This window comes from Rhodoferax ferrireducens (assembly GCF_031458075.1).
GTDB lineage: Bacteria > Pseudomonadota > Gammaproteobacteria > Burkholderiales > Burkholderiaceae_C > Rhodoferax_B > Rhodoferax_B ferrireducens_A.
In genome coordinates this window covers 891,267-916,756 of the sequence record NZ_JAVDXT010000002.1, presented here as the reverse complement: position 1 = coordinate 916,756, position 25,490 = coordinate 891,267, and the positions used below count along the sequence as shown (strand labels likewise).

Below are 25,490 nucleotides of genomic sequence, written 5' to 3'. Positions count from 1 at the left end.
CACCCATAAAAAAGCCACCTAATCGGTGGCTCTTTGCTTACTTGGACTTGGGCGAAATCTTCTCTTCAATCTTCGGATCGAACAGATCGAACTCCAGCATATTGCTGTCGATCACCGGCGGGGCCGGCGTCGGCGGCGGCGGTGTAGTCACCGGGGTTGCCATCAACTCGTCCAGATCCAGGTCCAGCGGCTCCATCAGCGGGTTGCTGGCGGCAGGGGTCGGAGCGGGTGGCGGTGGCGATGCAGCCGGCAGCTGTTGCATGGCCAGCAGTTCCGAGTTCGAGAAGTCCAGATTCAGGTCCAAATCCAGGTCCAGCGGCTGGCGGTACGAAGACACGGCCGGCTCGGGCGGCACATCGGCCCGCTCGGGCGCGGCAGGATCGGGCATCAACAGCATGGGCTGGGTGAAAGAAGTCTCGCGCGGCAACTCTTCCAGTGCGCCGGGCTGCGACAACTGGGGCTCCAGCGCGGCAGGCAGGCTGTTGCGGCTGCGCGCTTCCATGGCCCGCTTGCCGCTGGTGAGGCGCAATCCACTCTTGGCCATGGCGTGCAACAGCAGCAGTTCACGGTAGGCGGCCAGGTCAAACACCGGCATCGATGCTGCTTCCGGGTCGCGGAACAGGCAGGATTCAATGAAATCCAGCACCTCGGGCTTGCCCCACTGGGCTTCAATGTTGCGTAGCACCGCGGGGTAGTTTTCCAGAGTCTGGCCTTCGCTGGTGAAGGCCGGGAATACCGGCAACTGGCAATTGAAGATGCGGTTGAAGGCATCGCGCTGTTGGTTGTATTCGGCTTGGCGGCCCAGCGTGTGGTAGACCTTCAGCAGCTCCAGATAGGCCAAGGGGTTGACCTCGACGCTCTCGTCTATGCTCTTTTTCAGCACGCCAATCGCCTGGTCGTACTGGCCTAGCGACACAAAGAAGTCCGCGTGCTGCTGCACGTCCAGGAAATCATCGGCCTGCAGATTGCGTGCCGGTGCAGCGGCTACCGCCGGCGCCACGGCGGGCTTGACCGGCATTGCCGTAACGGCGGTCAGCTTCTTCAAATCCTCGAACAAGGACTCGTCCACCTCGGTATCTATGTGGGTGTCATGGGCCGACCCTGGCAGAGTGGCGGGCGGCTGCTGGGTGGCCAGTTTGGCCGGGCGGCTCAGCGCGGCTGGTCGCCCCATTTCTTCGGGACTGGGTTCGCCATGGTGCGCCCAGTCCGTGGCCGTGGCCAGGCCGCGCTGGCGGGCCCGGTTCCACCAGAAGCCGGCGGCCGCAATGGCAGCCAGCAATAGAGCCAGCAAACCGTACACCAGGCCTTCGCCGAAACGGTTGTTTTCCAATTTCTCGAGCCGCAGCTTGAAGTCAGCCTCGCTCTTGGCCAGCAAGGCTTTGAGGGCTTTGGACTCTGCCTCCAAGGCCAGCAGGCGCTGCTTTTCCTGGGGGTTTTCGGCCGGCAGGTTGTTGAGCTCGCGCCAGGCAGCTGCCGCGGCAGCGCGCTTTTGCGGGTCTTCGGTGGACGCCACCACCAGGTCGGTGGACGACTTGAGTTGCACCACGCGCTCGTCAGGTGCTTCAGCGGCTTCCAGTTTCAGGCGCGGCTTGTTGTCCGGCACTTCGGGCTTGACGACCGGCTTGGGCGCGGCAGCCGGTTCCTTGGCCGGTGCCGGCTTGGGGGCAGCCACCGGTTTGGGCGGGGCTTTGACAATGGGTGCGGCCGTGGCGCTGGGCGCACTGCGCACCGCTGGGGGACGTGGCGCCGGCCGCGGTGCAGGTGCGGGAGGTGGCGCATCCATCGCCGGAGCCGGGGCAGGTGCGGCAGCGGGCGCCGTCACAATCGCCGGAATGATCGTAGGTATGGATGCAGCGCGCGTCTCGACTGGAAAGTCGGTTAGAAAATCATAGCGGCGTGAGGCTTTTTGGCCACAGATGGAGCGCAGCACCACCCCCACCACCGGTTCATCAACCACCGCCGAGGAACGGATACGCACCACGGCCTCTTGCTGCTGGCCACCGGCCACCACGATCACCCGGACCCGGTTCGGCGCCACCTGCGCATCGCCATGGAAGACATCGGCCTCAAAGCAGGCATTGCCACTATCGTCTGCAGAATCAAGACGCACATCCACCGCCAGGTCCAATGGCTGGCCCAGTACCACCGCGCCCCGGGCACGGCCGAGAGACAGGGCTGAACTACCAAATGCGGCGACCAAGAGGGTCGATCCTAGAAGTGTGTTTCGTAGTTTCACTGCAGTTTTTTGGCGTTTTTTTGAATTCAGTCACACCATACCATCTGTAAACGGCCGGTGATCAGTAAATGAAGCGGAATTATGCGGCCATCTATCGGGATCGCACAGCGGTGGCAGCCATCCCAACCGGGTGCCCCACGCGGCCCCTGCGCCGCTGCAAAATCGATAGGCCAGACACGCAAGTGACAACCCTGAGCCGACTTCTGCGTCACGGGCGTGACAATCAGCCCATTAGCAGTCACCCAAAAGACAGACCATGGACGAACCGATTCTTACCATCGAAGAACGCGCAGCGATCAATACCGGTCACTGGTTTGTGTCTCTCTCACCGTCGTTGCGACACGACATTCTGCGATGTGCCTACGTCAAACGCTACCAGGACAACGGCTTAATCGCAGCCCGCGGCGAGCCGCCAGAAGAATGGGTGGCCTGCGCCAAGGGGGCGGTGCGGGTGAGTTCCACCTCGATCTCGGGCAAACAGATCACCCTGACCTACCTGGAGCCCGGCACCTGGTTTGGCGACATCGCGATATTCGACGGCGACCGGCGCACCCACGACGCCTATGCCCATGGCGAAACCACCTTGCTGTGCGTGGCCAAGGCCGACTTCAAGAAGATCCTGGCCACCCATACCGAGCTCTACGAAGCCCTGCTGCGCCTGCAGTCGCGGCGCATCCGCCAGCTGTTCGGCCTGGTGGAAGACCTGAACACCCTGCCCTTGCGCGCGCGCCTGGCCAAGCAGCTGCTGCATTTGGCGCGCAGCTACGGCATCCAGAATCTGGCGAATGCCAACGAGGTGCGCATCAGCCTGCAGCTGGCCCAGGAGGAACTGGCGCAGCTGCTCGGCGCCTCGCGCCAGCGCGTCAACCAGGAGCTCAAGGCCATGGAACGCGAAGAGGTGATCCGCATCGAGCCCGCCGGCCTGACGGTGCGCGACCGCTCCGCCCTGTACCGGATCGTGGAGTCCGACAACTAGGCCCTGGCCTATGACCGACTTCGGCCACTTCACCGGCACCCGGCCCGTCACCGGGTCGCATGTGCTTGACCAAGACCGCCTGAACTCCTGGCTGGCACAGCACCTGCCGGGCTTCAACGGCCCACTGGCCGTCAGCATGTTCAAAGGCGGGCAATCCAATCCGACCTACCAGCTCAGCACGCCCACGCAGACCTATGTGCTGCGCGCCAAGCCGGGGCCGGTCGCCAAGCTGCTGCCCTCGGCCCATGCGATCGAGCGCGAGTTTGCGGTGATGCGCGGGTTGGCCGACACCGATGTGCCGGTGCCGCGCATGCTCTGCCTGTGCGAAGACGAGTCCGTCATCGGCCGGGCCTTTTATGTAATGGAGTTCATCGCCGGCCGGGTGCTGTGGGACCAGGCCCTGCCTGGCATGCAGCCGGCCGAACGGGCAGCGATCTATGCCGAGATGAACCGCGTTATCGCTGCCCTGCACACGGTGCGCTTCGCCGACCACGGGCTGGCCAGCTATGGCAAGCCGGGTAATTACTTCGAGCGCCAGATCAGCCGCTGGAGCAAGCAGTACCAGGCCTCCATCACCCAGCCGATTGCAGAAATGGACCAGCTGATGGCCTGGCTGCCGGCCCACATCCCCGCCGATGCGCGCGACGAGAGCAAGACCCGTATCGTGCACGGCGACTACCGGCTCGACAACCTGGTGTTCCACCCCACCGAGCCGCGTGTGCTGGCGGTGCTGGACTGGGAACTCTCCACCCTGGGCCACCCGCTGGCCGACTTCAGCTACCACTGCATGTCCTGGCACATCCCGCCGGGCAGTTTCCGCGGCATTGCCGGGCTGGACTGGGCCGCGCTCGGCATTCCGCTGGAGTCGGACTACATCCGCCAGTACTGCGAACGCACAGGCCTGGCCAGTGCCGAAGCCTTGCAAGCCGACTGGGGCTTTTACATGGCCTACAACCTGTTTCGCCTGGCCGCGATTCTGCAAGGCATCGCCAAGCGGGTGGAAGACGGCACGGCGTCCAGCCCGCAGGCGCGGGCCTCGGCGGCCGGCGCACGGCCGCTGGCCGAAATGGCCTGGACCTTTGCCCGGAGCACCTGATGGACTTTGACTATTCCCCCAAGACCCAGGCCTTGCAGGCCCGCTTGCAGCAGTTCATGGAGGCCCACATCTATCCGGCCGAGCCCGCCTACGCGGCCGAAATCGAGGCCAATACCCAGGCCGGCAAGCGCTGGACGCCACTGCAAACCATCGAAACACTGAAAGTCCAGGCCCGCGCCGCCGGCCTGTGGAACCTGTTTCTGCCCGTGGACAGCGCCGCCGTGGCGGGCTACGCAGGCGCCGGCCTGACCAACCAGGAATACGCGCCGCTGGCCGAAACCATGGGCCGCGTCCCCTGGTGCAGCGAGGTCTTCAACTGCTCGGCGCCCGATACCGGCAATATGGAAACCATTGCCCGCTACGGCTCCGAAGCCGCCAAGGCGCGCTGGCTCAAGCCCTTGCTGGAGGGCGAAATCCGTTCCGCCTTCGCCATGACCGAGCCCGACGTGGCCTCCAGCGACGCCACCAACATCGCCACCCGCATAGAACGCCAGGGCGACGACTACCGAATCAACGGCCGCAAATGGTGGATATCCGGCGCCGGCGACCCGCGCTGCGCGGTCTACATCGTGATGGGCCAGACCGACCCGGACGCGCCGCGCCATGCGCAGCAAAGCATGGTGCTGGTGCCGACCGACACGCCTGGCATCCGCGTGCTGCGGCCGCTGAGCGTGATGGGCTACGACGACGCGCCGCACGGCCACATGGAGATCAGCTTCGAGAATGTGCGTGTGCCCGCCAGCAACATCCTGCTCGGCGAAGGCCGGGGCTTCGAGATCGCCCAGGGCCGCCTGGGCCCGGGCCGCATCCACCACTGCATGCGCCTGATCGGCCTGGCCGAGCGCGCGCTGGAGCTGATGTGCAAGCGGGCATCGTCACGCATCGCCTTCGGCAAACCGATTGCCGCCCAGGGCGTCACCCAGGAACGGATTGCCGAAGCCCGCTGCAAGATCGACATGGCGCGCCTGCTGACCCTCAAGGCCGCCTGGCTGATGGATGTGGCCGGCAACAAGGTGGCCAAGAACGAAATCGCCATGATCAAGGTGGTGGCGCCCAGCATGGCCTGCCAGGTGATCGACTGGGCCATGCAAGCCCACGGCGGCGCGGGTATGGGCGAGGACTTTCCGCTGGCCTACGCCTACACAGCGGCGCGCACCCTGCGCTTTGCCGACGGCCCGGACGAAGTGCACCGCAACGCCATTGCCAAGGCCGAGCTGGGCAAGTACGCCATAGCGCCTAAATAGGCTCTGCCCCGTCCGCGCTGAGCAGCTGGGCCGACACACAGGCCTGGGTGAACACCGCCAGCGCATGCTCCAGGGTCGGCACATCGTTGTGCGGATACTCCATGCGCAAATACACCCGGCCGCGCTGCAGCTGCAGGATGAAGGGGGTGATCTGCTGCACGGCCGGCGTGGGCCAGGCCATGAGCAAGGGCAGCAAATCCCCCTCCAGCCACTGCTGGGCATGGGCGCGGGTATCGGCCACGGCCGCATAGCGGTCCCAGAACTCCAGCGGTGCCGTGCTCCAGCCCACCTCGTCGTACAGCGACAGCCAGCGCGCCTCTTCCGGCAGATCGGCGTCCAGCGTGGTCTGCACGCTGTGGGTCACCTGCTCATAGACGCGTTTTTCCAGGTCTTCCTTCAGCGGACGGTTGATCAGCATCACGGCCACGTCCTCGGGCAAAGCCACATCGGCCCGCCCGCGCAGCTCGGCGCCCTGGATGAAATCCCGCACCGGCTCGGTACGCTCCAGGCGCCACGACCACACGGCCTGCTGCCCGGTCAGCGCAAAGTCGCCGTCATTGAACAGGCTTTCAAAACCCAGTTCGCGGGCCATGGCCCAGGCCTCCACCGCCTGCAAGTCAGCCTGCTCCGGCCGGCTGTCGGGCGACCGGGCGACCCATTTTTTTATGCGCTCAAACATGCGCGTCCGCTTTCACCTAAAGTTTGCCGGGTGGCGAGCACCCGAAAAGTAGCCATCCATGGTCTGGGTGTTTCCTGGCCCACCCGGACGGCCACGCATCCACATCATGCTGGAAGAACATGGGCTGGTGTATGAGGCGATACCCGTCAATGGCGGTGCCTAGCGGCGCTTTCACGCCGTGCACGGCAACAGGGAAATAAGGGCCAAATGCGCCAGCCGTATTTTGCTACATATTAGATAGCTACTTACGCTTATAAAATAAGCGCCAGAGGCTCATTTAATGTATAAAAATGGAGGCGGTGTGAGGTGGTCTACCCGACAGGGATCGAACCTGTGACCCTCAGCTTAGAAGGCTGATGCTCTATCCAACTGAGCTACGGGTAGGAGCTTAAGATTCTAACCTTACGCCTCTGCGGCACCCCACCGGCCGGCTCTTATGAAAAGTGTTTTATGCAATCCATCCACGGAAATATCCTGACCCCCAGCGGCTTTGTTTGCGGCGACATCCAGTTCGGCGCTGACGGCCGCATTGCCGCTATCACCGGCAGCCCCGTCGCTACCGCCAGCGTGCGGGGCGCCGGCCTGCCGCTGGTCTTGCCCGGCTTCATCGACCTGCATGTGCATGGCGGTGCCGGCCACGACATCATGGAAGGCGGCGACGCGGCGCTGCACGTGGCCACGCTGCATGCGCGCCACGGCACCACCAGCCTGCTGGCCACCACCATGACCGCACCGCAGAGCGATCTGGACATGGCCTTCGCGGCCATGGGCCGGCTCTGCGCGCAGCGCGCGCCCAACGCCGCGCGCGTATTGGGCGTGCACCTGGAGGGCCCATACATCAGCGAAGCGCGCCTGGGCGCACAGCCCCCGTTTGCCCGCCCCGCCAACTTTGAAGAAATACACCGCCTGCACGCGTTGGCGCCCATCCGCCTCATCACGCTGGCGCCCGAGGTGGGCGGCAACGCCGAACTCATCGAGCAGCTGGTGGCCGAAGGCTTCAAGGTGCAGCTGGGCCACACCACCGGCAGCTACGAGCAAGGCGTGGCTGCGCTGCGCTGCGGCGCCACAGGCTTCACACATTTGTTCAACGCCATGTCGGCCCTGCACCACCGCGAGCCCGGCATGGTGGGCGCGGCGCTGGCCCATGCCGAGTTTGCCGAGGTGATTCCCGACCTGTTGCATGTGCACCCCGGCGCCATCCACACCGCATTGCGCGCTATTCCCAAGCTCTACTGTGTGACCGACTCCACGTCGGCCGCCGGCATGCCCGACGGCGACTACAAGCTGGGCCGCCACACGGTCACCAAATGCATGGGCGGCGTGCGCCTGCCCGACGGCACGCTGGCCGGCTCCGTACTCAGCATGGACCAGGCCCTGCGCAACCTGGTGGACAAGCTGGGGCTGGGCCTGGCGGATGCATCGCACCGCGTATCCACCTATGCAGCCGACCACATGGGCTGGACCGACCGCGGCCGCCTGGCGGTGGGCGCCTGGGCCGACGTGGTGGTACTGGACCGGGATTTGGCGCTGCAGGCGGTGTACGTCGAAGGTGGATCGGTCAGCCTGGGCTAACGCCGCTACAGTTTATATAGCTACTGGCGCAGGTACTCTCTGCACCAGCGCTTGATTTATTACTCCGTCTGCACGGCGGGCAGCAGCACGGTCACCACCAGCCCGCATTCCGCATGGTTGTGCAGCCGGATTTCGCCGCCATGCGCCTGGATGATGTTGCGGGCAATGCCCAGGCCCAGGCCGGTGCCGGTGCGGTTGTTCTGCTGGCCGTGGCCTAGCCGCACATGCGGCTCGAACGCGGCCGACATCGAGGCCTGGGCAATGCCCGGACCGAAGTCGCGCACCTCGACCACCGCCAGCGCGCCCCGGTCGCTCAGGCGCAATTGCACCCTTTCGCCGTACAGCACGGCGTTGTCCAGCAGATTGCTGAAGGCCCGCTCCAGCGCCAGCGGCTTGCCTTGCACACTCACCGCGTCGGACACGAACTCGATGCTGGCGTTCGGGTGGATGGGCCGCTTGGCCAGCCGCGCCAGCAAGGTGTCCAGCCGCACCGGGGTCAGGTTTTCGTGGATGTCGGTGTCCTTGACGCTTTGCAGCGCGGCCTTGACCATCACGTCCAGGTCGTCCAGGTCTTCGTGGAAGTCGGCCTGCAAGGCCTCGTCGTCCAGCAGCTCGGTGCGCAGCTTGAGCCGCATGATGGGCGTCTTCAGGCCGTGCGAGATGCCGAGAAACAGCCGCTCGCGGTCCACCAGGTAGCGCTGGATGCGGGCCTGCATCTCGTTGAAGGCGCGGGCGGTGCGGCGCAGCTCGGCGGTGCCGGTTTCGGGCACGGCCTCGGGCGCGCTGTCGTTGCCAAAGGCGTTGGCCGCCGACGCAATGCGGTTCAAAGGACGGATCAGGCCGCGCACCAGCAGCACCGACAGCACCAGCACCGTCAGCAGCGTGACCACCTGCATCGCCACCCGGTCCAGGGTCAGCGGATTGGCATTGTCCAGAAAGTACGGGTCGGGCATGGGTGCGGCCAGGTACAGCCAGCGGCCGGGCTCGAACTCGGCCTGGATCACCAGCACCGGCGCCGGGCGCGGGCGCAGCAGCAAGGTGGCCTCGACCCAGGACTCGGGCAGGTCGTTCACCGTGCGGCCGTCATCCGACACCCGCAGGCCATCGGGCCAGGCAAACGCCACATCGGGCGGCTGGGCCGGCTGCAGATTACCCACCAGGTCGTTGCGCACCACGGTCACCACCGCATCCACCAGGGCGTTGCCGCTCAACGGGGTGATGGACACGCGCTCGCGGTTCACATTGACGAAGAAGCGGGTGCCGCCCATGGTGCGCAGCTGCTCGATCAGGATAGGCCGGTACTTGGGTGGCAGGTCGCGGAAGAAGCGCAGGGTGCCGGCTGCGTTCACCGCCAGATGGTGGGCCGCGCCCAGGGCTTCGGCACGGGCGCTTTCGCGCAGCTGGCGCGCCCACAGCAAGGTGCCCACCAGCTGGGCGCTGACCACGCCCAAAGCCATCACCAGCACGATGCGGCCCAGCAGGCTGTCGGGCAGCCAGCGGCGGATGCCGGCAGGCCTAGGAATGTTCTGCATGACTCTGGCGAGGATGTGGTGGTGCGGATCGGGATGGGATGCAAGGCGCGTTTTGCAGCCAATAGCCGTAGCTATTGGCTAGAAATGCAACGCCGCAGACCGCACGAGCCCGTGCTGCCACAGACCGCAGGGAGTTATGCAGAGCATTCCTAGGCATCGCTGGCCGCCACATCGGCGGAGAACACATAGCCGCTGCCGCGCACGGTCTTGATCAGCAGCGGCTGCTTGCCGTCGTCGTTCAGGCGCTGGCGCAGGCGGCTGATCTGCACGTCCAAGGATCGGTCCAGCGGGCCCAGATCGCGGCCCCGGGTCTGTTCCATCAGGCGGCCGCGGTCCAGGGTTTCTCCCGCATGTTCGGCAAAGAAGCGCAGCAGGTTGAAGTCCATGCTGGTCAGCACCACCAGCGCGCCGGCCGCATCGGTCAGCTGGCGCTCCAGCAGGTCCATGCTGAAGCCGGCAAAGCGCAGAAAGCGTACCGCCACGCCCGGCCCACCCAGCTGCATGCGCCGGTGGATGGCCTTGATGCGCGCCAGCAGTTCGCGCGGGTTGTAGGGCTTGGCGATGTAGTCGTCGGCGCCCAGCTCCAGGCCGACGATGCGGTCGGTGTCGTCGGCGCTGGCGGTCAGCATGATGATGGGCACGGGCGACTGGCGGCGCACCGTCTGGCACAGGGTGAAGCCGTCGGTATCGGGCAGCATGACGTCGAGGATCACCAGGCTGAGCTCGTCCTTGAAGCGCTCGAACTCGGCCAGAAAGCTGACGCCGTCGTGCGCCACGCGCACCTCGTACTGGTGCTTTTCCAGATAGGTCTTGAGCAGGTTGCGGGTTTTTTGGTCGTCGTCGACGACCAGGATGGTTCTGTTCATGCGGTACTTTTCAACGTTCTGCACTGGGTGCGCGGATCACGGCGGCCAGCCGGCGCTGGGCCTCGGACGGCTCCATGCGCGCGTCGGTCAGGTAGCGCCACAGGGTCTGGGCCACGGCGTCCTTGATGGATTCATCGGCCGCCATGCGGTGCGCCAGGCTGGGCACGCGCGCACTGCGCGGGTCGGCAAAGGTGTCCCAGGAGTCGCGCGCGCAGCTGTCCAGGCTGCTCACATCGGCATCGCGGTGCACCGGCACCGAGCCCTTGATGCGGTTGTAGGCCAGCTGGGCTGGCAGGCTGGAGACCAGCTCGGCCACCTTCTCCTGCGTAGCCTCGCGGTGCCGCACATTGACCAGCATGGCCAGGGTGTCGATGCTGTAGAGGTGCATGTTGTCGGTACCGGGCACGACCACGCAGCCGAAGTCCTTGCCCGGACTCGCGCCCCAGGCCATCAGCTCGCCCTTGGCCCAGTCGCCCATGACCATCATGCCCACGCTGCCCTGCAGCAGCTCGCGGGCGGCATCGGTCCAGTTCTGCTCGCGCGGGGTCTCACCCTGGATGCTGCGCAGCCAGCGCAACCGCGTCAGCGCGCGTTCGACCCGCGGGTCCAGCCAGGCGCTGCTTTTGCGCTGCACGATCAGCTCGCGGTACAACGCCGGGCCGGCTTCGCCCAGCAGCACGGACTCGAACACGGTGGCGATCTGCCAGGGCTCATCGCTCCAGGCCAAAGGCTTGATGCCCTGGGCCAGCAGCTTGCGCGCCACCAGCTCGAACTCGGCCCAGGTTTTGGGCGGCAGCAGGCCGAGACGCGCAAACACGCGGCGGTTGTACAGCAAGGTGTTGATACGGTGGATGCCCAGCGGCGCAGCGATCACATCGCCCTGGTAGCTGACCAGCTCCATCACGGTAGGAAACATGTTCTGCGCCCAGCGCTGGCGCGCGGCCACGGTATTCAGCGGTAGCACCAGGCCGACATCGGCCCATTCGGTCAGGGTGGTGCCTATCAGTTGGGCCACGTCGGGCGGGTCGCCCATCAACACCCGGCTTTTCAGCACCTTGACCGCTGCCATGCCGCCGCCGCCGGGAATCGCCGCATCGCGCCACTGCACGCCGTTGGCGGCCAGGTAGAGGCTGAGCTGGTTGGCGGCACGGCGCTCGCTGGTCGAAGTCCACCAGTGCAGCACATCGACCGGCATGGGCTGCGCCTGGGCGAACGCCGGCTGCGCCCCCAGCCAGGCCGCCAGACCGATCCAAAGCAAGGCAAGAGCTTTCATTTCCTATCGAAATGTAATGTTATCTATCGCCGCTGCGGCGCCCACCGCCGCGCCTGCCCACACAGGGCGCCTGCTGCGTAATGAAACGTAATGCAGCCCGCGCACCACAGGAAAAAACATGAACAAAATCAATAGCTTGAACACTTTATAAAGCCCGTTGCGCGTGGTTTGATATTACAGGTGGCACAGCATAACCTCCGGCCCACTGTGCACCACGACATCCCGTCTGCGGTGGCAGCCAGCTTCAACCACAGACCAGGAGAACCCCACCCATGCGCACCCCACTCCACTTTGCTGCAGCCGCCATTGCCCTGGCTTGCAGCGGCCTTGCCTCCGCCGGCAACCTGACCATCGAAAGCTGGCGGGTGGACGACAAAGCCCTGTGGGAAGAGGTTTTGTTGCCCGCCTTCAACAAAGCCAATCCCGGCATCACCATCAAGTTTTCGCCCACCTCGCCGCCCGAATACGACTCGGCGCTCAATACCCGCCTGACCGCAGGCACCGCCGGCGACCTGATCACCTGCCGCCCATTTGACGTGTCGCTCGACCTGGCCAAGAAGGGCTACCTGGAAAAGCTCAACGGCATTCCGGGACTGAAAAACTTCCCCGAATCCGCCCAGGTGGCCTGGCAGTCGGACGATGGCAAAAGCACCCACTGCCTGCCGATGGCATCGGTAATCCACGGCTTTTTCTACAACAAGAAGATCTTTGCCGACCTAGGCCTGGGCGTGCCGGTGACGGAAGCCGACTTCTTTGCCGCGCTCGAAAAGATCAAGGCCGCAGGTAAAGCCACGCCGTTGGCCATCGGCACCGCCGACCAGTGGGAAACCAACCAGATCGTCTTCACCGGCATTGGCCCGAACCACTGGAAGGGCGAAGAAGGCCGCAAGGGCATCATCAGCGGCAAGAAGAAGTTCACCGACCCCGAATTCGTCAGCACCTGGGAAACCATGGCCAAGTGGGCACCCTATATGTCCAAGGGCTACCAGGCGCAAACCTATGGCGATTCGCAAAACCTGTTCGGCTCGGGCCGCGCCGCCATCTACCCCACCGGCTCGTGGGACATCTCGTACTTCGAGCAGAACAGCAAGGTCGATTTCGGCGCCTTCAAACCACCGGTGCAAAAAGCCGGCGACCCTTGCTACATCTCCGACCACACCGACATCGGCATGGGCATCAACAGCAAGAGCAAGAACAAGGCCGATGCCCAGGTGTTCCTGAACTGGCTGGCCAGCAAGGAATTTGCCGACCTGTACACCAACAAGGCCACCGGCTTCTTCTCGCTGTCCAGCCACGCCATCGAGGTGAAGAACCCGGTCGCCAAGGAAATGATTGGCTGGCGCAACCAGTGCAAGAGCACCATCCGCCTGAACGCGCAAATCATGAACCGCGGCACGCCAAGCATGGAAAACGAGCTGTGGAACGTGAGCTCGCAGGTCATGAACCTGAAGATGGCGCCCAAGGATGCGGCCCAGCAGATCCAAGCCGGGTTTGCCAAGTGGTACACGCCGGCTAAGTAAGTCGGTCGGCAGCGGGTCTATTCGGACCCGCTGCCTTTTTGCTCCCCTGCACAACCACCAAGGTTCACGATGAAACAAGGATTTTCGTGGCGGGTGCTGGTGTTTATTACGCCCGCCTTGCTGATCTACGCCGTGTTCAGCGCCCTGCCGCTGCTGGACACGCTGCGCCTGGGGCTGTACAGCACCGATGACACCGGCGCACGCACTTTCTCCGGCCTGGCGAACTACGCCACCATCCTGAACGACCCGCAGTGGTCGGCCAGCTTCTGGAACGCGATGCTGAACAACCTGAAGTTCTTCGGCATCCACATGCTGGCGCAAAACCCTATGGGCTTGCTGCTGGCCGCCCTGCTGTCGCTGCGCAATGTGCGCTTTGCGGCCTTCTACCGCACCGTATTCTTTTTGCCCACCTTGTTGTCGGTGGTGATCGTCGGCTTTGTCTGGCAACTGATCCTGTCGCCCTTGTGGGGCGTGTCCGAGCGGCTGCTCGGCTGGGTCGGCCTGGCGGACTGGTTCGCACCCTGGCTGGGGCTGGAATCCTCGGCGCTGATCACTTTGTCGCTGATGTCGGTATGGCAGTACGTGGGCATTCCCATGATGTTGATCTACGCGGCCATGATCGCCATCCCCGAGGACGTGATCGAGGCCGCCGTGGTCGAGGGCGCCTCGCCCTGGCGCATCTTCTGGCAGATCCGCCTGCCGCTGATCCTGCCGACCCTGGGCCTGGTGACCATCCTGACCTTCGTCGCCAACTTCAACGCGTTTGACCTGATCTACACCGTCAAGGGCGGCCTGGCCGGGCCGAACTACAGCACCGACATCCTGGGCACGCTGTTCTACCGCACCTTCTTTGGCTACCAGTCGCAAGTGGCCAGCCCGACCATGGGCGCAGCCGTAGCCACGCTGATGTTCCTGGTGATCCTGCTGGGCGTGGGCGCCTATTTCCTGGTGGTGCAGCGCCGCCTGCAACGCTTTGCCATGTGAGGCCCGAATGGCTCAATCTGATTTAAAAGTAGCGCCCAGCCGCTTGTTCGTCCACGCGGCCCTGCTCGGCTACCTGGTGCTGGCGCTGGCGCCCATCCTGCTGGTGTTCATGAACTCGTTCAAGGAACGCGGCGCCATCTTCGACGACCCGCTGGCCTGGCCTACGCCCGAGACCTTTTCGCTGATCGGCTACCACAAGGTATTGGCCCGCTCCGACGTGTGGCTGTACTTTGGCAACAGCTTCATCGTCACCGTGGCCTCGCTGTTCTTCATCCTGCTGTTCGGCGCCATGGCGGCCTGGGCACTGTCGGAATACAAGTTCAAGGGCAACCGCTGGCTCAAGCTGTTCTTTGCCTTCGGCATCATGGTGCCAATCCGCCTGGGCACGGTATCGATCCTGCAGATCATGGTCAGCCTGGGCCTGGTCAACACCCTCACCGCCCTGGTGCTGGTCTACGTGGCCCAGGGCCTGCCGCTGGCCATCATGATTCTGTCGGAATTCATGGGCCAGGTACCGGGCGAGCTGAAGGACGCAGCACGCTGCGACGGCATCGACGAATTCCGCATCTTCTTCCAGGTCGTAGTGCCGCTGATCCGCCCGGCGATTGCCACGGTGGCGGTGTTCACCATGGTGCCGATTTGGAACGACCTGTGGTTCCCGCTGATCCTCGCGCCCTCGGAAAAGACCCAGACCATCACCCTCGGCATCCAGCAGTTCGTCGGCCAGTACGCCACCGACTGGAACGCCGTGCTCGCCGCCCTGGCCCTGGCCATCGTGCCGGTGGTCGTGCTCTACGCCCTGTTTTCCCGTCAACTGATCCGCGGCATCACCGCTGGCGCAGTGAAGTAACCCGTTAAAAATCATGGCAAAAGTATCCATTCAGAACGTCTCCAAATCCTTTGGCAGCACGCCCGTGCTGCAGGATGTCAGCCTGGACATTGAACACGGCGAGCTGGTGGTGCTGGTCGGCCCCAGCGGCTGCGGCAAGTCCACCCTGCTACGCGTACTCTGCGGCCTGGAAGAAATCGACAGCGGCACGCTGCGCATAGGCGACGACATCGTCAACGGCAAGCCACCGGCCGAGCGCGGCATCGCCATGGTGTTCCAGAGCTATGCGCTGTACCCGCACATGACGGTCTACCGCAACATGGCTTTCGGCCTGAAGATCCACGGCGCCGACAAGGCCGAGATCGAACGCCGGGTACACGACGCCGCCAAGGTGCTGCACATCGACCACCTGCTGGAGCGCCTGCCGCGTGAACTCTCGGGCGGCCAGCGCCAGCGCGTGGCGATTGGCCGGGCCATCGTGCGCGAGCCGCGGCTCTTTTTGTTCGACGAACCGCTGTCGAACCTGGACGCTGCCCTGCGCGCCAAGACCCGCATCGAGCTGGCCCGCCTGCACCGCGACTTGGCCGCCACCATGGTCTATGTGACCCACGACCAGATCGAAGCCATGACCCTGGGCGACAAGATCGTGGTGCTGCACGAAGGCCGGGTCCAGCAGGCCGGCACGCCGCTGACCCTGTACCAGCAGCCAGCGAACCGCTTCGTCGCCACCTTCATCGGCTCGCCCACCATCAACCTGCTACCCGCGCGCGTCATCGAACTGGCCGAGCAAGGCGTGCGCGTGCAGCTGGGCAATGGCTGCAAGTTCCTGGCCACGGTGGACAACACCGGCCTGCAGGTCGGCGAGTCGGTCGAGATCGGCCTGCGCCCCGAACACTGCGAAGTGCTCAGCGGCGAACGCGCCCCGAACCTGGACGACGCGGCCCTGGACGCCGAAATCACCCTGGTCGAACACCTGGGCGAATCGAATCTGCTGTACCTGAAGACCGACGACGGCCAGGAGCTGGTGGTGCGCGGCGACGGCAATGCCGCCGTGCGCCTGGGCGACTCGGTGATCGTCCGCGCGGTGCCCGAAGCCATGTATTTGTTCCGTGCCGATGGCAGGGCCTGCGCGCGCCTGCGGCCCGGCAATATGCGCTCGGCCCACGCACTATGAAGCAGCCCGCAGACATCTTTTACCTGGTGGGCGTGGACGGCGGTGGCAGCAGTACCCGCGCGCGCATCACCCGGCCCGATGGCAGCGTGCTGGGTGAAGGCAAGGCCGGCGCATCGGGCCTGATGCAAGGCATTCCGCAAGCCTGGCAGCATATCCAGCTGGCGATAGAGCGTGCTGCGCAAGCCATGGCCGCCGCCGATGTGCCGCCCCTGACCCCGCACAACTGCGCGCTGGCGATAGGCGTGGCCGGCTTCAACAATGCGCAGTGGCGCGCCGCCTTCCTGGCGGCCAACCCCGGCTATACCCAACTGGTGGTAGATACCGATGTGTTCACCGCCCTGCTCGGCGCCCACCAGGGCCAGCCCGGCGCCCTGGTGATCGCCGGCACCGGCACGGTGGCCCAGGCGCTGCATGCCGACGGCAGCCGCACCACGGCCGGCGGCTGGGGCTTTCCGTCGGGCGACGAAGGCGGTGGCGCGGTGCTCGGCCTGCGCGCGGTGAACCTGGCCCAGCAGGCCATAGACCGCCGGCGTGCCCCCAGCGCCTTGAGCCGCGCGGTGCTGCAGGCCGTGGGGCCTAGCGCCGACGATCTGCTGGCCTGGTGCTGCGCCGCCAACCAGGCCGACTTCGCCCGCCTCGCCCCCCTGGTGTTCGACAGCGAAGCCCACGACCCCGCCGCCGCCCTGCTGCTGGCCGACGCCGTCGGCACCCTGGAACGGCTGGCGCTGGCGGTAGACCCCGGGGGCCGGCTGCCACTGGCGCTATGGGGCAGCATCGGCCAGCGGCTCGCGCCGCGTCTGGCGCCGCCTCTGCAGGCGCGCCTGGTACTGCCCCAGGCCGATGCACTGCAGGGCGCAATCCAATTGCTGTCACGGCAGTTTGCTTAACTCTCTGCACCTATTTAACGAGCCACCATCCCATGAAAACCATGCTCAAAACCATTCTGTCCGCCAGCATCCTGGCCAGCCTGCTGGCCCACGCGCCGGTATCGGCCGAAGGCATCAACGCGGTTGCGCAGGAGCGCGCGGCCAAGATCGTCCAGACCGGCATTTATTACTACTGGAACGGCGGCGACCTCAAGCAGGCCGAGAAGGACTATTTCAAAGGCATCACCCTCAAGGGCAAGTACGACATCGTGGAAAACAGCTTCCGCGAAGCCGCCAAGCTGCAGCCTGAGCGACTCGACCTGCTGTTCGGCGTGGCCTCGGCTCAGGTGCTGCAAAAGAACACCACGGGCGCACTGCAGACCTGGGCCGACATCTGGAGCAAAGACAGCCAGGGCTTTGAAGCCCCGATCCTGCAAGCCGCCTACCTGAAGGCCCAGGGACAGACTGAGGCGGCGGACAAGATCCTCGCCACGCTGGCGCAAACCCACCCGGATCGCACCCAGGCCTACCAGGACAAATTCGCCCGCACCGCGCGCACCCTGGCCTTGCCCATCCGCACCACGCCGAATGCCGGCATGCCGCAGGACAAGCACGCCATCGTGGTGCTCGGCTACGCGCTGGGCAAAGGTGGCGTGATGCAGCCCACCCTGCTCAAGCGCCTGGACAAGGCCCTGGAGCTGGCCCTGCTGTACCCCAAAGCGCCCCTGGTGCTGTCCGGCGGCGTGCAGCAAGGCGGCATCACCGAAGCCTATGCGATGGCCGAATGGCTGGCAGGCAAGGGCATTGCGCGTTCGCGCCTGGTGCTGGAAGACCTGGCCAAGGACACGGTGGGCAATGCCGTCAACTGCGCAGCCATCCTGAAAGACCTGGGCGTGAGCCACGCCACCCTGGTATCCAGCGCCAGCCACATCCGCCGCGGCCTGACCCTGCTGGAAGAAGCCGCGCGCAACCAGGGGCTGGACCTGCAATACGACAGCCTGGTCGAGCTCGACTACCCCAGTATCGAAGAAGCCCAAAAGGTCAGCGAGCAGGAGCGCGTAGTGGTCTACCGCGACCTGATGCGCACCAGCGGCATCTGGGCCTTCCCCGGCATCCAACAGTAAATCCGACTATGAACAGCTCCACACCTACCCATATGTATGCCGAGGCGGTCTCGTCCGCCCAGCAGGTCCAATTGCAACTGGCGGCCGATGCCGACCGCTACGCCGCACTCGGCGCCGCCCTGCGCGCGCGTCCACCCAGCGGCACCGTGACCATCGCCCGCGGCAGCTCGGACCACGCGGCTGCCTACATGGCCTATCTGATCATGGCGCGCAACGGCCAACTGGTCACATCCTTGCCGATGTCGCTGCTGACCCTGTACCAGGCGCCGCTGGCCATCGGCCAGATGCTGGCCATCTCCATCTCGCAGTCCGGCCGCAGCCCGGACCTGGTCGAACCCATGCAGCTGTTCCAGCGCGCCGGCGCCACCACCGTGGCCCTGGTCAACGACACCGCCTCGCCGCTGGCCGCCGCCGTCGACTGGGCCATGCCGCTGCACGCCGGCCCTGAGCTCAGCGTGGCCGCCACCAAGAGCTTCATCTGCGGCCTGGTCGCTGGCGCGCGCCTGGCCGCCTGCTGGAGCGACACGCCCGACTTCATCGCCCGCATGGCCGACCTGCCCGCGGCGCTGGAGCAAGCCTGCCAGCAGGACTGGTCGGCCGCCATCGCGGCGCTGCTCAAGGCCGAAAGGCTGATGGTCATAGGCCGCGGCCCGGGCCTGGCGATAGCCAATGAGGCCGCGCTCAAATTCAAGGAAACCTGCGGCATCCAGGCCGAAGCCTTCAGCGCCGCCGAGGTCAAGCACGGCCCGATGGCCCTGGTGAGCGACGCCTACCCGATGCTGGTGTTCGCCCCCCGCGGCCCGGCCCAGGCCAGCCTGGTCACCCTGGCCGCCGAGATGCGCGAACGTGGCGCCCGCGTGCTGCTGGCCGCCCCTGCCGACGTCTCCAGCCGCGACCTGACCCTGGCCACCGCCCCGCACGAAGACCTGGACCCGATCACGGCCATCCAGAGCTTCTACCTGCTGGTCGAAGCCGTGGCCCGCGCGCGCGGCCAGGACCCGGACCGGCCGCGGCATTTGTCCAAGGTGACCAGCACGCGCTGAGCTTGGGCTCAGGTTAATCAAAAATCGGTATCCATTTGATAGCTGCTACCGCAGGATATACCTGCGCTAGCGGCTCTTTTATGTTGCAAGCCAGCATCAACGACGCGCTGATCAACCGGGAAGCCAAGGACGCAGAAAGAAAGCCGATGGCTCGATCAGAGCGTTCGGCTTCTCTGCCATTCGCCAGAGGTTGTTCTAAGCATCAGGGGTAGTTGTCGAGAGCGGGGCCGGCGGTTGATCCTTGGCTTTATAGGCAAGCAGAAACGCGTCGGAAGACACTTGGTCGGCCAGGCCCCTCAAGCTCGCAGCCGAGTCGGAACCCAGAACAACCTCCACTTGGTCGTTTGCTGCAGCCCAGCGCACCATGCCTTCTGATAACCGGGTCTTGCCAAGCGAAGTGAGAACGCTGTGTTTGGTCCGGCGGTCTTGGGCGTCCTGACGCAATTCAACAATTCCGTCGCGCACCAGAGGCTTTAGCGCATGGGTAAGGGCCGAAAGTTGGATGGCCAGCCGCGCCGCCAGGTCCTGTAGCGTCGGTCCTTGTTGATCGCTGCCCGTGAGGCTGTAAATGCCTGCGATGAGCGCGAGCTGCGTGGCTTTGAGGCCCAACGGCGCCAGCTCTTCGTCATACAGCTGCTCAAGCCTGCGAGCAGCAAGGCGCAGTGATGTGACCGTGCAGACGCGTCCGCCCAGGATGTCCTGCTCGTCTGCGGCGGGCCCATCCGGGATGTTTTTTGCATCCATAAGATTTTTGGTAATTCCCATACTTTGAAAATGGTTTAGTACTGCACTATTGGCAATCTGCAAACGATCAGCCATACATTTGAGCCCTCAACTTATTTAGTTGAGTACTCAATTTTATTGGAAAGCTATCAATGACACATCCCAGTTCTAAAAAAGTCGCTATTGTCACAGGGGCTTCTTCCGGCATCGGCGCCATCTACGCAGACCGCCTCGCTGCGCGTGGATACGACCTTATCCTTGTCGCCCGGCGCGCTGACCGCCTGGAAGCCCTCGCTGCGCAAGTTTCAAAAGCGCACGGCATCAAAGCCGAGGCTATCGTGGCCGATCTGACCAAAGACCAGGATGTGGCGCGGATCGAAACGATTCTGGCCACCAATGGGGATGTGCAAATCCTGGTGAACAACGCCGGTCTTGCGCGCCTGGCACCGGCTGCACAGATGGGGGCAGACGACGTGGGCTCCCAGATCGCCCTGAACATCACAGCACTGACGCGCCTGACGCAAGCTGCGGTGCCTGCCTTCGTGGCAAGGAACCAGGGCCTGATCATCAACATCGCTTCCGCCCTGGCCGTTCACTCGCTGCCCATCAGCGCCATCTACAGCGGCACCAAGGCCTTCGTATTGCAATACAGCAGAGGCTTGCAGCAAGAACTGGCAGAAACTGGCGTGAAGGTTCAGCTGCTCCTGCCAGCATCGACAGCCACCGAGATCTGGGATCTGTCAGGCGTCCCGCTGGCGGCCCTCAACCAGGAGACCTTGATGACAACCGAACACATGGTCGACGCAGCGCTCGCAGGCCTGGACCAGGGCGAAACGATCACCTGGCCGTCGGTCGCCGATGCCAGTCTGTGGGACAAGTACGAGGCGGCCCGCTCCGCGCTGTTCGCAGGCACCCAAGCCGGAAAGCCGGCCCCTCGTTACAAAATCGTTTGATTTCCGCTAACGGAACGTCACTGCTCTTTCTTTTCTCGTTTTCCCATTCTTCCCAGGACAGCCCATGCTCTTCGACGCCTTTTCCCTGCGTGCCACCCAACTCGGCAATCGCATTGTGATGTCGCCGCTCACGCGCAGCCGCGCAAGTGTCGACAACACGCCCACCAGCCTAATGGCTACTTATTACGCCCAGCGTGCAAGCGCCGGCCTCATCATCACCGAAGGAACCTCGCCATCGCCCAACGGCTTAGGCTATGCCCGTATCCCTGGCCTGTTCAATGAGGCCCACGTGCAAGGCTGGAAGCTGGTGACCGACGCGGTCCATGCCAAGGGCGGCAAGATCGTCGTGCAGCTGATGCATACCGGCCGGGTGTCCCACCAGGCCAACCTGCCTGCTGGTGCCGAAGTGCTTGGACCTTCGCCCGAAACCTGCCCTGGCGAAATGTGGACCGATACGCAAGGCAGCCAGCCGCACACGCCGCCGCGCGCCATGACCGAAGCCGACATCCAGACCGCGATCGGCGAATACGCAACGTCCGCACGTCTTGCCATCCAGGCCGGCTTTGACGGCATCGAGCTGCACGCCGCCAACGGCTACTTTCTCGAGCAATTCCTGAACGCCAACATCAACCGCCGCACCGGTGGCTACGGAGGCACGGCCGAAGGCCGCAACCGGCTGGTGCTGGAGGTCGCCCGTGCTGCCGTGAAGGAGATCGGTGCTGAGCGCGTCGGCATCCGCTTGTCGCCCCACGGTGTGGTCAACGCAGCCGGCGCATTCGATGGCGTGGACGAACAGTATCTGGCGCTGGTGAAGCAACTCTCCGCACTCGGCCTCATGTACGTGCACGTCCTGGACCATTCGGCCATGGGCGCCCCGCCAGTTCCGGCAAAGCTGAAGGCCGATCTGCGGGCTGCATTCGAAGGCCCCTTCATCCTCGCAGGTGGACAGAGCAAAGCCAGCGCGCAACAGGCGCTGAGCGAAGGCCGCGCGGACCTGACAGCCATGGGCAGGCCTTTCATCGCCAACCCTGACCTGGTCGAGCGCATGCGCCAGGACGCGGCATTGAACGCGCCTGACCCCTCCACGTTCTACACGCCCGGTGCCAAGGGCTACACGGACTATCCGACGCTCGCGGCTTGAGCCAAACGCTCCGATTGCACTCGCCGGCCCTGGAGTTCCTGGGCCGTTTCACACGATAAGGAGAACGATTTGAGTACCTACACAAGCGGCAGGACGGCGAAGCGCGCGCTGGTAACCGGTGCATCCAGCGGCATTGGCGCGGCCATCGCGCGTGAGCTCGCGGCGCTCGGCGTTGATCTCGTGCTGACGGCACGGCGCCGCGACGCATTGGATGCGGTCGCCGCAAGTTGCAAGGGCGTAAAGGTCGAGATCGTCACCGCGGATCTCGGCAAGCCCGATGCCGCGCGCGCGTTGTGGGACGCCGCCACCGCCGGCGGTCCGATCGACATCCTGATCAACAATGCCGGGTTCGGCTACTTCCGCCGGTTCGACGAGGTCGACTGGGCGCGCGACGCGGAGCTTGTGCAACTCAACATGACCTCGCTCGTTCAGCTTGCGCGGTGCTTCGTCGACGCGCGCAAGACAAGCACAGCGCCTGCGCACATGCTGAACATCGCCTCGACCGGCGCGTACCAGTCGGTGCCGAACATGGCGCTGTACGCCGCGTCGAAGGCGTTCGTCCGCAACTTCAGCGAGGGCCTCCATGACGAACACCGCGGCACGCCGCTGTCAGTGACCTGCATCTGCCCTGGCGGCACCGAAACCGCGTTCCACGCCGCGTCCGGCGGGGGCGACTACTCGTGGATTGCGAACGCGTCGACGAAAAGCGCGGACTTCGTGGCGCACGCCGCGATCCAAGCGATGCTGCACGGCAAACGCACGGTGGTCCCAGGCTTGTTCAACAAGCTATCAACCTTCGGCGTGCGCTTCTTGTCGCGGCAGTTCGCGTCGCGGGTGGCGACCCAAGTGCTCGGCAAGCCGCGCTTGGCCCTGCCGGCGCGAAAAGGGGCTTGAAATAAGCGGGCAACTATCGTAGAGAACAGATGTTGCATAGAAAGTCATCCTGCGATCCAGCTGGCAAAGCACCTAGGCACCGAGGGGGCGCGACCACCAGCACGGGCAAGGTCGACCAAGGTGACCAGGACGCGCTGAGAACTACCGATTATCAGTATCAATTTGATAGCTTCTACCGCAGGTCGCATCTGCGCTAGAAGCTTTTTTTATTTATAGATTTCAGTCCTGTTTGCATAGCGCTACAGCGGCTAAGCAAAGCTGCCAACACCCCAGGGAATACCCGCTGCAACGAACAGCTTCGACCTCCCCATAATCCGGGTCGCGTCGTACGACAACAGATAACTAACCACCCCGGACACCATGCACTCTGCGCCCGCCGCCGGCCCTCGCCGCCCTCCGCTTCCCAATGGCATCCACGCGGCCCGCGGCATCTGCAAGCAGCTGCGGGTGCGCGCATGAAGTACGCGCTCGACTTCAGCACCCTGCTGCCCTACTGGCCGGTGTTCCTGAACGGCGCCTGGCTGACGCTGAAGATGACGGCGGTGGCCGTGGTGGTCGGCGTGGCAGTCGGCACGCTGGTGGCGTTTGCCAAGCGCAGCCAGATCCAACCGCTGTCGCGCATCTGCGCGGCCTACATCGAGGTGGTGCGCAACACGCCGTTCCTGGTGCAGATCTTCTTGCTGTACTTCGGCCTGGCCAGCATCGGCATCCGCATGCCGACCTTTGCCGCCGCAGTGCTGGCGATGGTCATCAACATCGCCGCCTACGCCGCCGAGATCATCCGTGCCGGATTGGAGTCGGTGCCCAAGGGCCAGATCGAGGCGGCCGAATGCCTGGGTCTGTCCAAGTGGCGCATCGGCTGGCATGTGATGCTGCAGCCATCGATAGAGAAGGTCTATCCCGCCCTGACCAGCCAATTCCTGCTGATGATGCAGGCATCGGCCATGGCCTCGCAGATCTCGGCCGAGGAGCTGACGGCGATTGCCAACACCGTGCAGTCTGATACCTTCCGCTCGCTGGAGACCTATATCGTGGTCGCCGCGCTGTACCTGGCGCTGTCGCTGGTGATCAAGCTGGTGACCCATGTGCTGGGCGAATACCTGTTCCGCCGGCGCCGCGTGGTGCGCCAGACGGCCGCGCGCAACAGCCGACAGGCAGTCCGGCCGCCGACCGCCAGCATTGCCCGCCAAGGGGGTGCGGCATGAGTTTCGGCAGTTTCACCGGCACCCATCTGCTGTACCTGTTTACCTCGATCTGGTGGACCCTGGTGCTGTCGGCCGTGGCCTTTGCGCTGGGCAGCATCGGCGGCTTTGGCGTGATGCTGGCGCGCATCTCGCCGCGGCGCTGGCTGCGCTGGGCGGCGCTGGCCTACATCGAATGCATACAGGGCATCCCGCTGCTGATCCTGCTGTTCATCGTCTACTTCGGCTTGTCGGTCTACGGCTATTCGCTGCCATCCCTGGTGGCGGCCGGCATCGCGATGATGGTCTACGTCAGCGCCTACCTGGGCGACATCTGGCGCGGCTGCATCGACGCCATGCCCAAGCCGCAGTGGGAGGCGGCCGAGTGCCTGGCCCTGGGCCGTTGGCAGACCTTGCGCCTGGTGATCATTCCGCAGGCGGTGCGCCTGTCGCTGCCGCCCACGGTCGGCTTTCTGGTGCAGATCATCAAGATGACTTCGCTGGCTTCGGTGATCGGCTTTGTCGAGCTGACCCGCGCCGGCCAGATCATCAACAACAGCATCTTCCAGCCCTTTTTGATTTTCACGATCGTCGGTGCGTTTTATTTTGCCCTGTGTTATCCGCTGTCGCGCTGGAGCGAAGCGATGGAAAGAAAACTGAATGTCGCAAATCGTTAACCCCCTGCCCGGCAAGTTGCACAGCGGCCTGGTCGCCACCGAAGGCGGTGGCAGTATCAACACTGCCGCCCACCCCGGCCCTATCGTCAAGCTCGACCAGGTCTACAAGAGCTTCGGTGCCAACCAGGTCTTGAAGGGCGTGTCGTTTGAAGTCGCCAAGGGCGAAATGATCGCCATCATCGGCGCCAGCGGCTCGGGCAAGAGCACGGCGCTGCGCTGCATAGACCGGCTCGAAGTCATAGACCAGGGCAGTATCGAAGTCTGCGGTATCCGCGTCGACAGCCCCACGGTAGACCTGAAGCAGCTGCGCCTGGAAGTCGGCATCGTGTTCCAGAGCTACAACCTGTTTCCGCACCTGACGGTGGAAGAAAACATCTTGCTGGCGCTGCGCCACGTGAAGAAGCTGCCGCGCGCCGAGGCCCACCAGGTGGCGCTGCGCGTACTCGAGCAGGTCGGTCTGCAAGAGAAAGCCGCAGCCTACCCCGAACAGCTGTCCGGCGGCCAGCAGCAGCGCGTGGCGATTGCCCGATCCCTGGCCATGTCGCCCAAGGTGATGCTGTTCGACGAAGTCACTTCGGCCCTCGACCCCCAGCTCACCGGTGAGGTGCTGCGCGTGATGGAAGACCTGGCCGCGGGCGGCATGACCATGCTGCTGGTGACGCACGAAATGGCCTTCGCCAAGCGCGTGGCCGACCGCATCATCTACATGCACCAGGGCAAGGTCTGGGAGGTGGGCGCCGGCGAGATGCTGGACGCCCCCAAGACGCCCGAACTCAAAGCTTTTCTCGACAACGGCCTATGAGGACGTGGCAAGGAGTAATTCCCCGATTTTCCCTGTCGGATTCGGGCGCGCTGCTTCGTTGCGGTCCACTTATGTGGCTCGCCACATGGCGCGTCCCACGCCTCA

Annotated in this window: 23 protein-coding genes and 1 tRNA gene; 17 read left to right on the top strand and 7 right to left on the bottom strand. The window is 64.6% G+C overall.

What is annotated here, in order from left to right; translation table 11 throughout:
• Nucleotides 1–37 precede the first annotated feature (37 nt).
• Entirely contained in the window at nt 38–2,200 is a 2,163-nt protein-coding gene (locus J2X19_RS13235; RefSeq protein WP_310373761.1) for a tetratricopeptide repeat protein, read from the bottom strand.
• Nucleotides 2,201–2,492: 292 nt separating this feature from the next.
• Between J2X19_RS13235 and J2X19_RS13230 the strand changes: the two genes are divergently transcribed.
• Genes J2X19_RS13230 through J2X19_RS13220 form a run of 3 tightly spaced genes read left to right on the top strand, consistent with a single transcriptional unit; the run spans nt 2,493 to nt 5,552 of the window.
• Entirely contained in the window at nt 2,493–3,212 is a 720-nt protein-coding gene (locus J2X19_RS13230) for a Crp/Fnr family transcriptional regulator (protein WP_116606272.1), read from the top strand.
• A gap of 10 nt (nt 3,213–3,222) precedes the next feature.
• Nucleotides 3,223–4,308, top strand: coding sequence for a phosphotransferase (locus tag J2X19_RS13225; protein ID WP_310373758.1), 1,086 nt, complete (start codon nt 3,223–3,225; stop codon nt 4,306–4,308).
• A complete protein-coding gene (locus J2X19_RS13220) occupies nt 4,308–5,552 on the top strand; it encodes an acyl-CoA dehydrogenase family protein (RefSeq protein WP_310373756.1) in 1,245 nt (414 codons plus the stop codon). Before J2X19_RS13225 ends, J2X19_RS13220 begins: the two co-directional genes overlap by 1 nt.
• On the opposite strand, the gene J2X19_RS13215 is transcribed toward J2X19_RS13220, so the two are convergent.
• Both J2X19_RS13215 and J2X19_RS13210 read right to left on the bottom strand, forming a co-directional pair.
• On the bottom strand, nt 5,545–6,231 hold the full coding sequence (locus J2X19_RS13215; protein WP_310373754.1) for a hypothetical protein: 687 nt from the start codon (nt 6,229–6,231) through the stop codon (nt 5,545–5,547). The two genes, J2X19_RS13220 and J2X19_RS13215, sit on opposite strands and share 8 nt — an antisense overlap.
• Nucleotides 6,232–6,538: 307 nt before the next feature.
• Nucleotides 6,539–6,615 (bottom strand) — tRNA-Arg (locus tag J2X19_RS13210).
• 66 nt (nt 6,616–6,681) lie between these two features.
• On the opposite strand from J2X19_RS13210, the gene nagA reads away from it, so the two are divergent.
• Nucleotides 6,682–7,803, top strand: coding sequence for an N-acetylglucosamine-6-phosphate deacetylase (gene nagA / locus J2X19_RS13205; protein WP_310373752.1), 1,122 nt, complete (start codon nt 6,682–6,684; stop codon nt 7,801–7,803).
• 59 nt (nt 7,804–7,862) lie between these two features.
• Here the strand turns inward: nagA and J2X19_RS13200 are convergent, their stop codons facing one another.
• The 3 genes from J2X19_RS13200 to J2X19_RS13190 all read right to left on the bottom strand — a co-directional run bounded on the left by J2X19_RS13200 (nt 7,863) and on the right by J2X19_RS13190 (nt 11,474).
• Nucleotides 7,863–9,335 carry an ATP-binding protein gene (locus tag J2X19_RS13200; RefSeq protein WP_310373750.1) on the bottom strand — a complete coding sequence of 491 codons (1,473 nt, stop codon included), beginning with the start codon at nt 9,333–9,335 and terminating at the stop codon, nt 7,863–7,865.
• A 149-nt stretch (nt 9,336–9,484) separates the two neighbouring features.
• Nucleotides 9,485–10,201, bottom strand: coding sequence for a response regulator (locus J2X19_RS13195; protein WP_116606266.1), 717 nt, complete (start codon nt 10,199–10,201; stop codon nt 9,485–9,487).
• 10 nt (nt 10,202–10,211) lie between these two features.
• Nucleotides 10,212–11,474, bottom strand: a complete 1,263-nt coding sequence (locus J2X19_RS13190) for an ABC transporter substrate-binding protein (protein ID WP_310373747.1) — start codon at nt 11,472–11,474, stop codon at nt 10,212–10,214.
• Between the two features lie 272 nt (nt 11,475–11,746).
• Between J2X19_RS13190 and J2X19_RS13185 the strand changes: the two genes are divergently transcribed.
• From J2X19_RS13185 to J2X19_RS13155, 7 genes are all read left to right on the top strand, one after another.
• Complete coding sequence (locus tag J2X19_RS13185) at nt 11,747–12,994, top strand: ABC transporter substrate-binding protein (protein ID WP_116606265.1); 1,248 nt, start codon at nt 11,747–11,749, stop codon at nt 12,992–12,994.
• 69 nt (nt 12,995–13,063) lie between these two features.
• Entirely contained in the window at nt 13,064–13,978 is a 915-nt protein-coding gene (locus tag J2X19_RS13180; RefSeq protein WP_116606264.1) for a carbohydrate ABC transporter permease, read from the top strand.
• Nucleotides 13,979–13,985: 7 nt separating this feature from the next.
• On the top strand, nt 13,986–14,828 hold the full coding sequence (locus J2X19_RS13175; protein ID WP_310373742.1) for a carbohydrate ABC transporter permease: 843 nt from the start codon (nt 13,986–13,988) through the stop codon (nt 14,826–14,828).
• 13 nt (nt 14,829–14,841) lie between these two features.
• The gene (locus J2X19_RS13170) at nt 14,842–15,981 is read left to right on the top strand and encodes an ABC transporter ATP-binding protein (RefSeq protein ID WP_310373741.1); all 1,140 of its coding nucleotides are present in this window, start codon (nt 14,842–14,844) and stop codon (nt 15,979–15,981) included.
• Nucleotides 15,978–16,868: a glucosamine kinase nucleotide-binding domain-containing protein gene (locus J2X19_RS13165; RefSeq protein WP_310373739.1), complete on the top strand. Its 891-nt coding sequence runs from the start codon at nt 15,978–15,980 to the stop codon at nt 16,866–16,868. Before J2X19_RS13170 ends, J2X19_RS13165 begins: the two co-directional genes overlap by 4 nt.
• Nucleotides 16,869–16,900: 32 nt before the next feature.
• Nucleotides 16,901–17,971 carry a YdcF family protein gene (locus J2X19_RS13160; protein ID WP_310373737.1) on the top strand — a complete coding sequence of 357 codons (1,071 nt, stop codon included), beginning with the start codon at nt 16,901–16,903 and terminating at the stop codon, nt 17,969–17,971.
• 8 nt (nt 17,972–17,979) lie between these two features.
• On the top strand, nt 17,980–19,014 hold the full coding sequence (locus J2X19_RS13155; protein ID WP_310373736.1) for an SIS domain-containing protein: 1,035 nt from the start codon (nt 17,980–17,982) through the stop codon (nt 19,012–19,014).
• Nucleotides 19,015–19,209: 195 nt separating this feature from the next.
• On the opposite strand, the gene J2X19_RS13150 is transcribed toward J2X19_RS13155, so the two are convergent.
• A complete protein-coding gene (locus J2X19_RS13150; protein ID WP_310373734.1) occupies nt 19,210–19,833 on the bottom strand; it encodes a MarR family winged helix-turn-helix transcriptional regulator in 624 nt (207 codons plus the stop codon).
• A gap of 56 nt (nt 19,834–19,889) precedes the next feature.
• On the opposite strand from J2X19_RS13150, the gene J2X19_RS13145 reads away from it, so the two are divergent.
• The 6 genes from J2X19_RS13145 (at nt 19,890) to J2X19_RS13120 (ending at nt 25,385) form a co-directional block, all read left to right on the top strand.
• A complete protein-coding gene (locus J2X19_RS13145; protein ID WP_310373732.1) occupies nt 19,890–20,690 on the top strand; it encodes an SDR family NAD(P)-dependent oxidoreductase in 801 nt (266 codons plus the stop codon).
• Between the two features lie 64 nt (nt 20,691–20,754).
• A complete protein-coding gene (locus tag J2X19_RS13140) occupies nt 20,755–21,831 on the top strand; it encodes an alkene reductase (protein ID WP_310373729.1) in 1,077 nt (358 codons plus the stop codon).
• A gap of 69 nt (nt 21,832–21,900) precedes the next feature.
• Complete coding sequence (locus J2X19_RS13135) at nt 21,901–22,725, top strand: SDR family NAD(P)-dependent oxidoreductase (protein WP_310373727.1); 825 nt, start codon at nt 21,901–21,903, stop codon at nt 22,723–22,725.
• Between the two features lie 455 nt (nt 22,726–23,180).
• Nucleotides 23,181–23,930, top strand: a complete 750-nt coding sequence (locus tag J2X19_RS13130) for an amino acid ABC transporter permease (RefSeq protein ID WP_310373725.1) — start codon at nt 23,181–23,183, stop codon at nt 23,928–23,930.
• On the top strand, nt 23,927–24,583 hold the full coding sequence (locus J2X19_RS13125) for an amino acid ABC transporter permease (protein ID WP_310373723.1): 657 nt from the start codon (nt 23,927–23,929) through the stop codon (nt 24,581–24,583). The genes J2X19_RS13130 and J2X19_RS13125 overlap by 4 nt, the downstream gene beginning before the upstream one ends.
• Complete coding sequence (locus J2X19_RS13120; protein ID WP_310373721.1) at nt 24,567–25,385, top strand: amino acid ABC transporter ATP-binding protein; 819 nt, start codon at nt 24,567–24,569, stop codon at nt 25,383–25,385. The genes J2X19_RS13125 and J2X19_RS13120 overlap by 17 nt, the downstream gene beginning before the upstream one ends.
• The last annotated feature ends 105 nt before the right edge of the window (nt 25,386–25,490 follow it).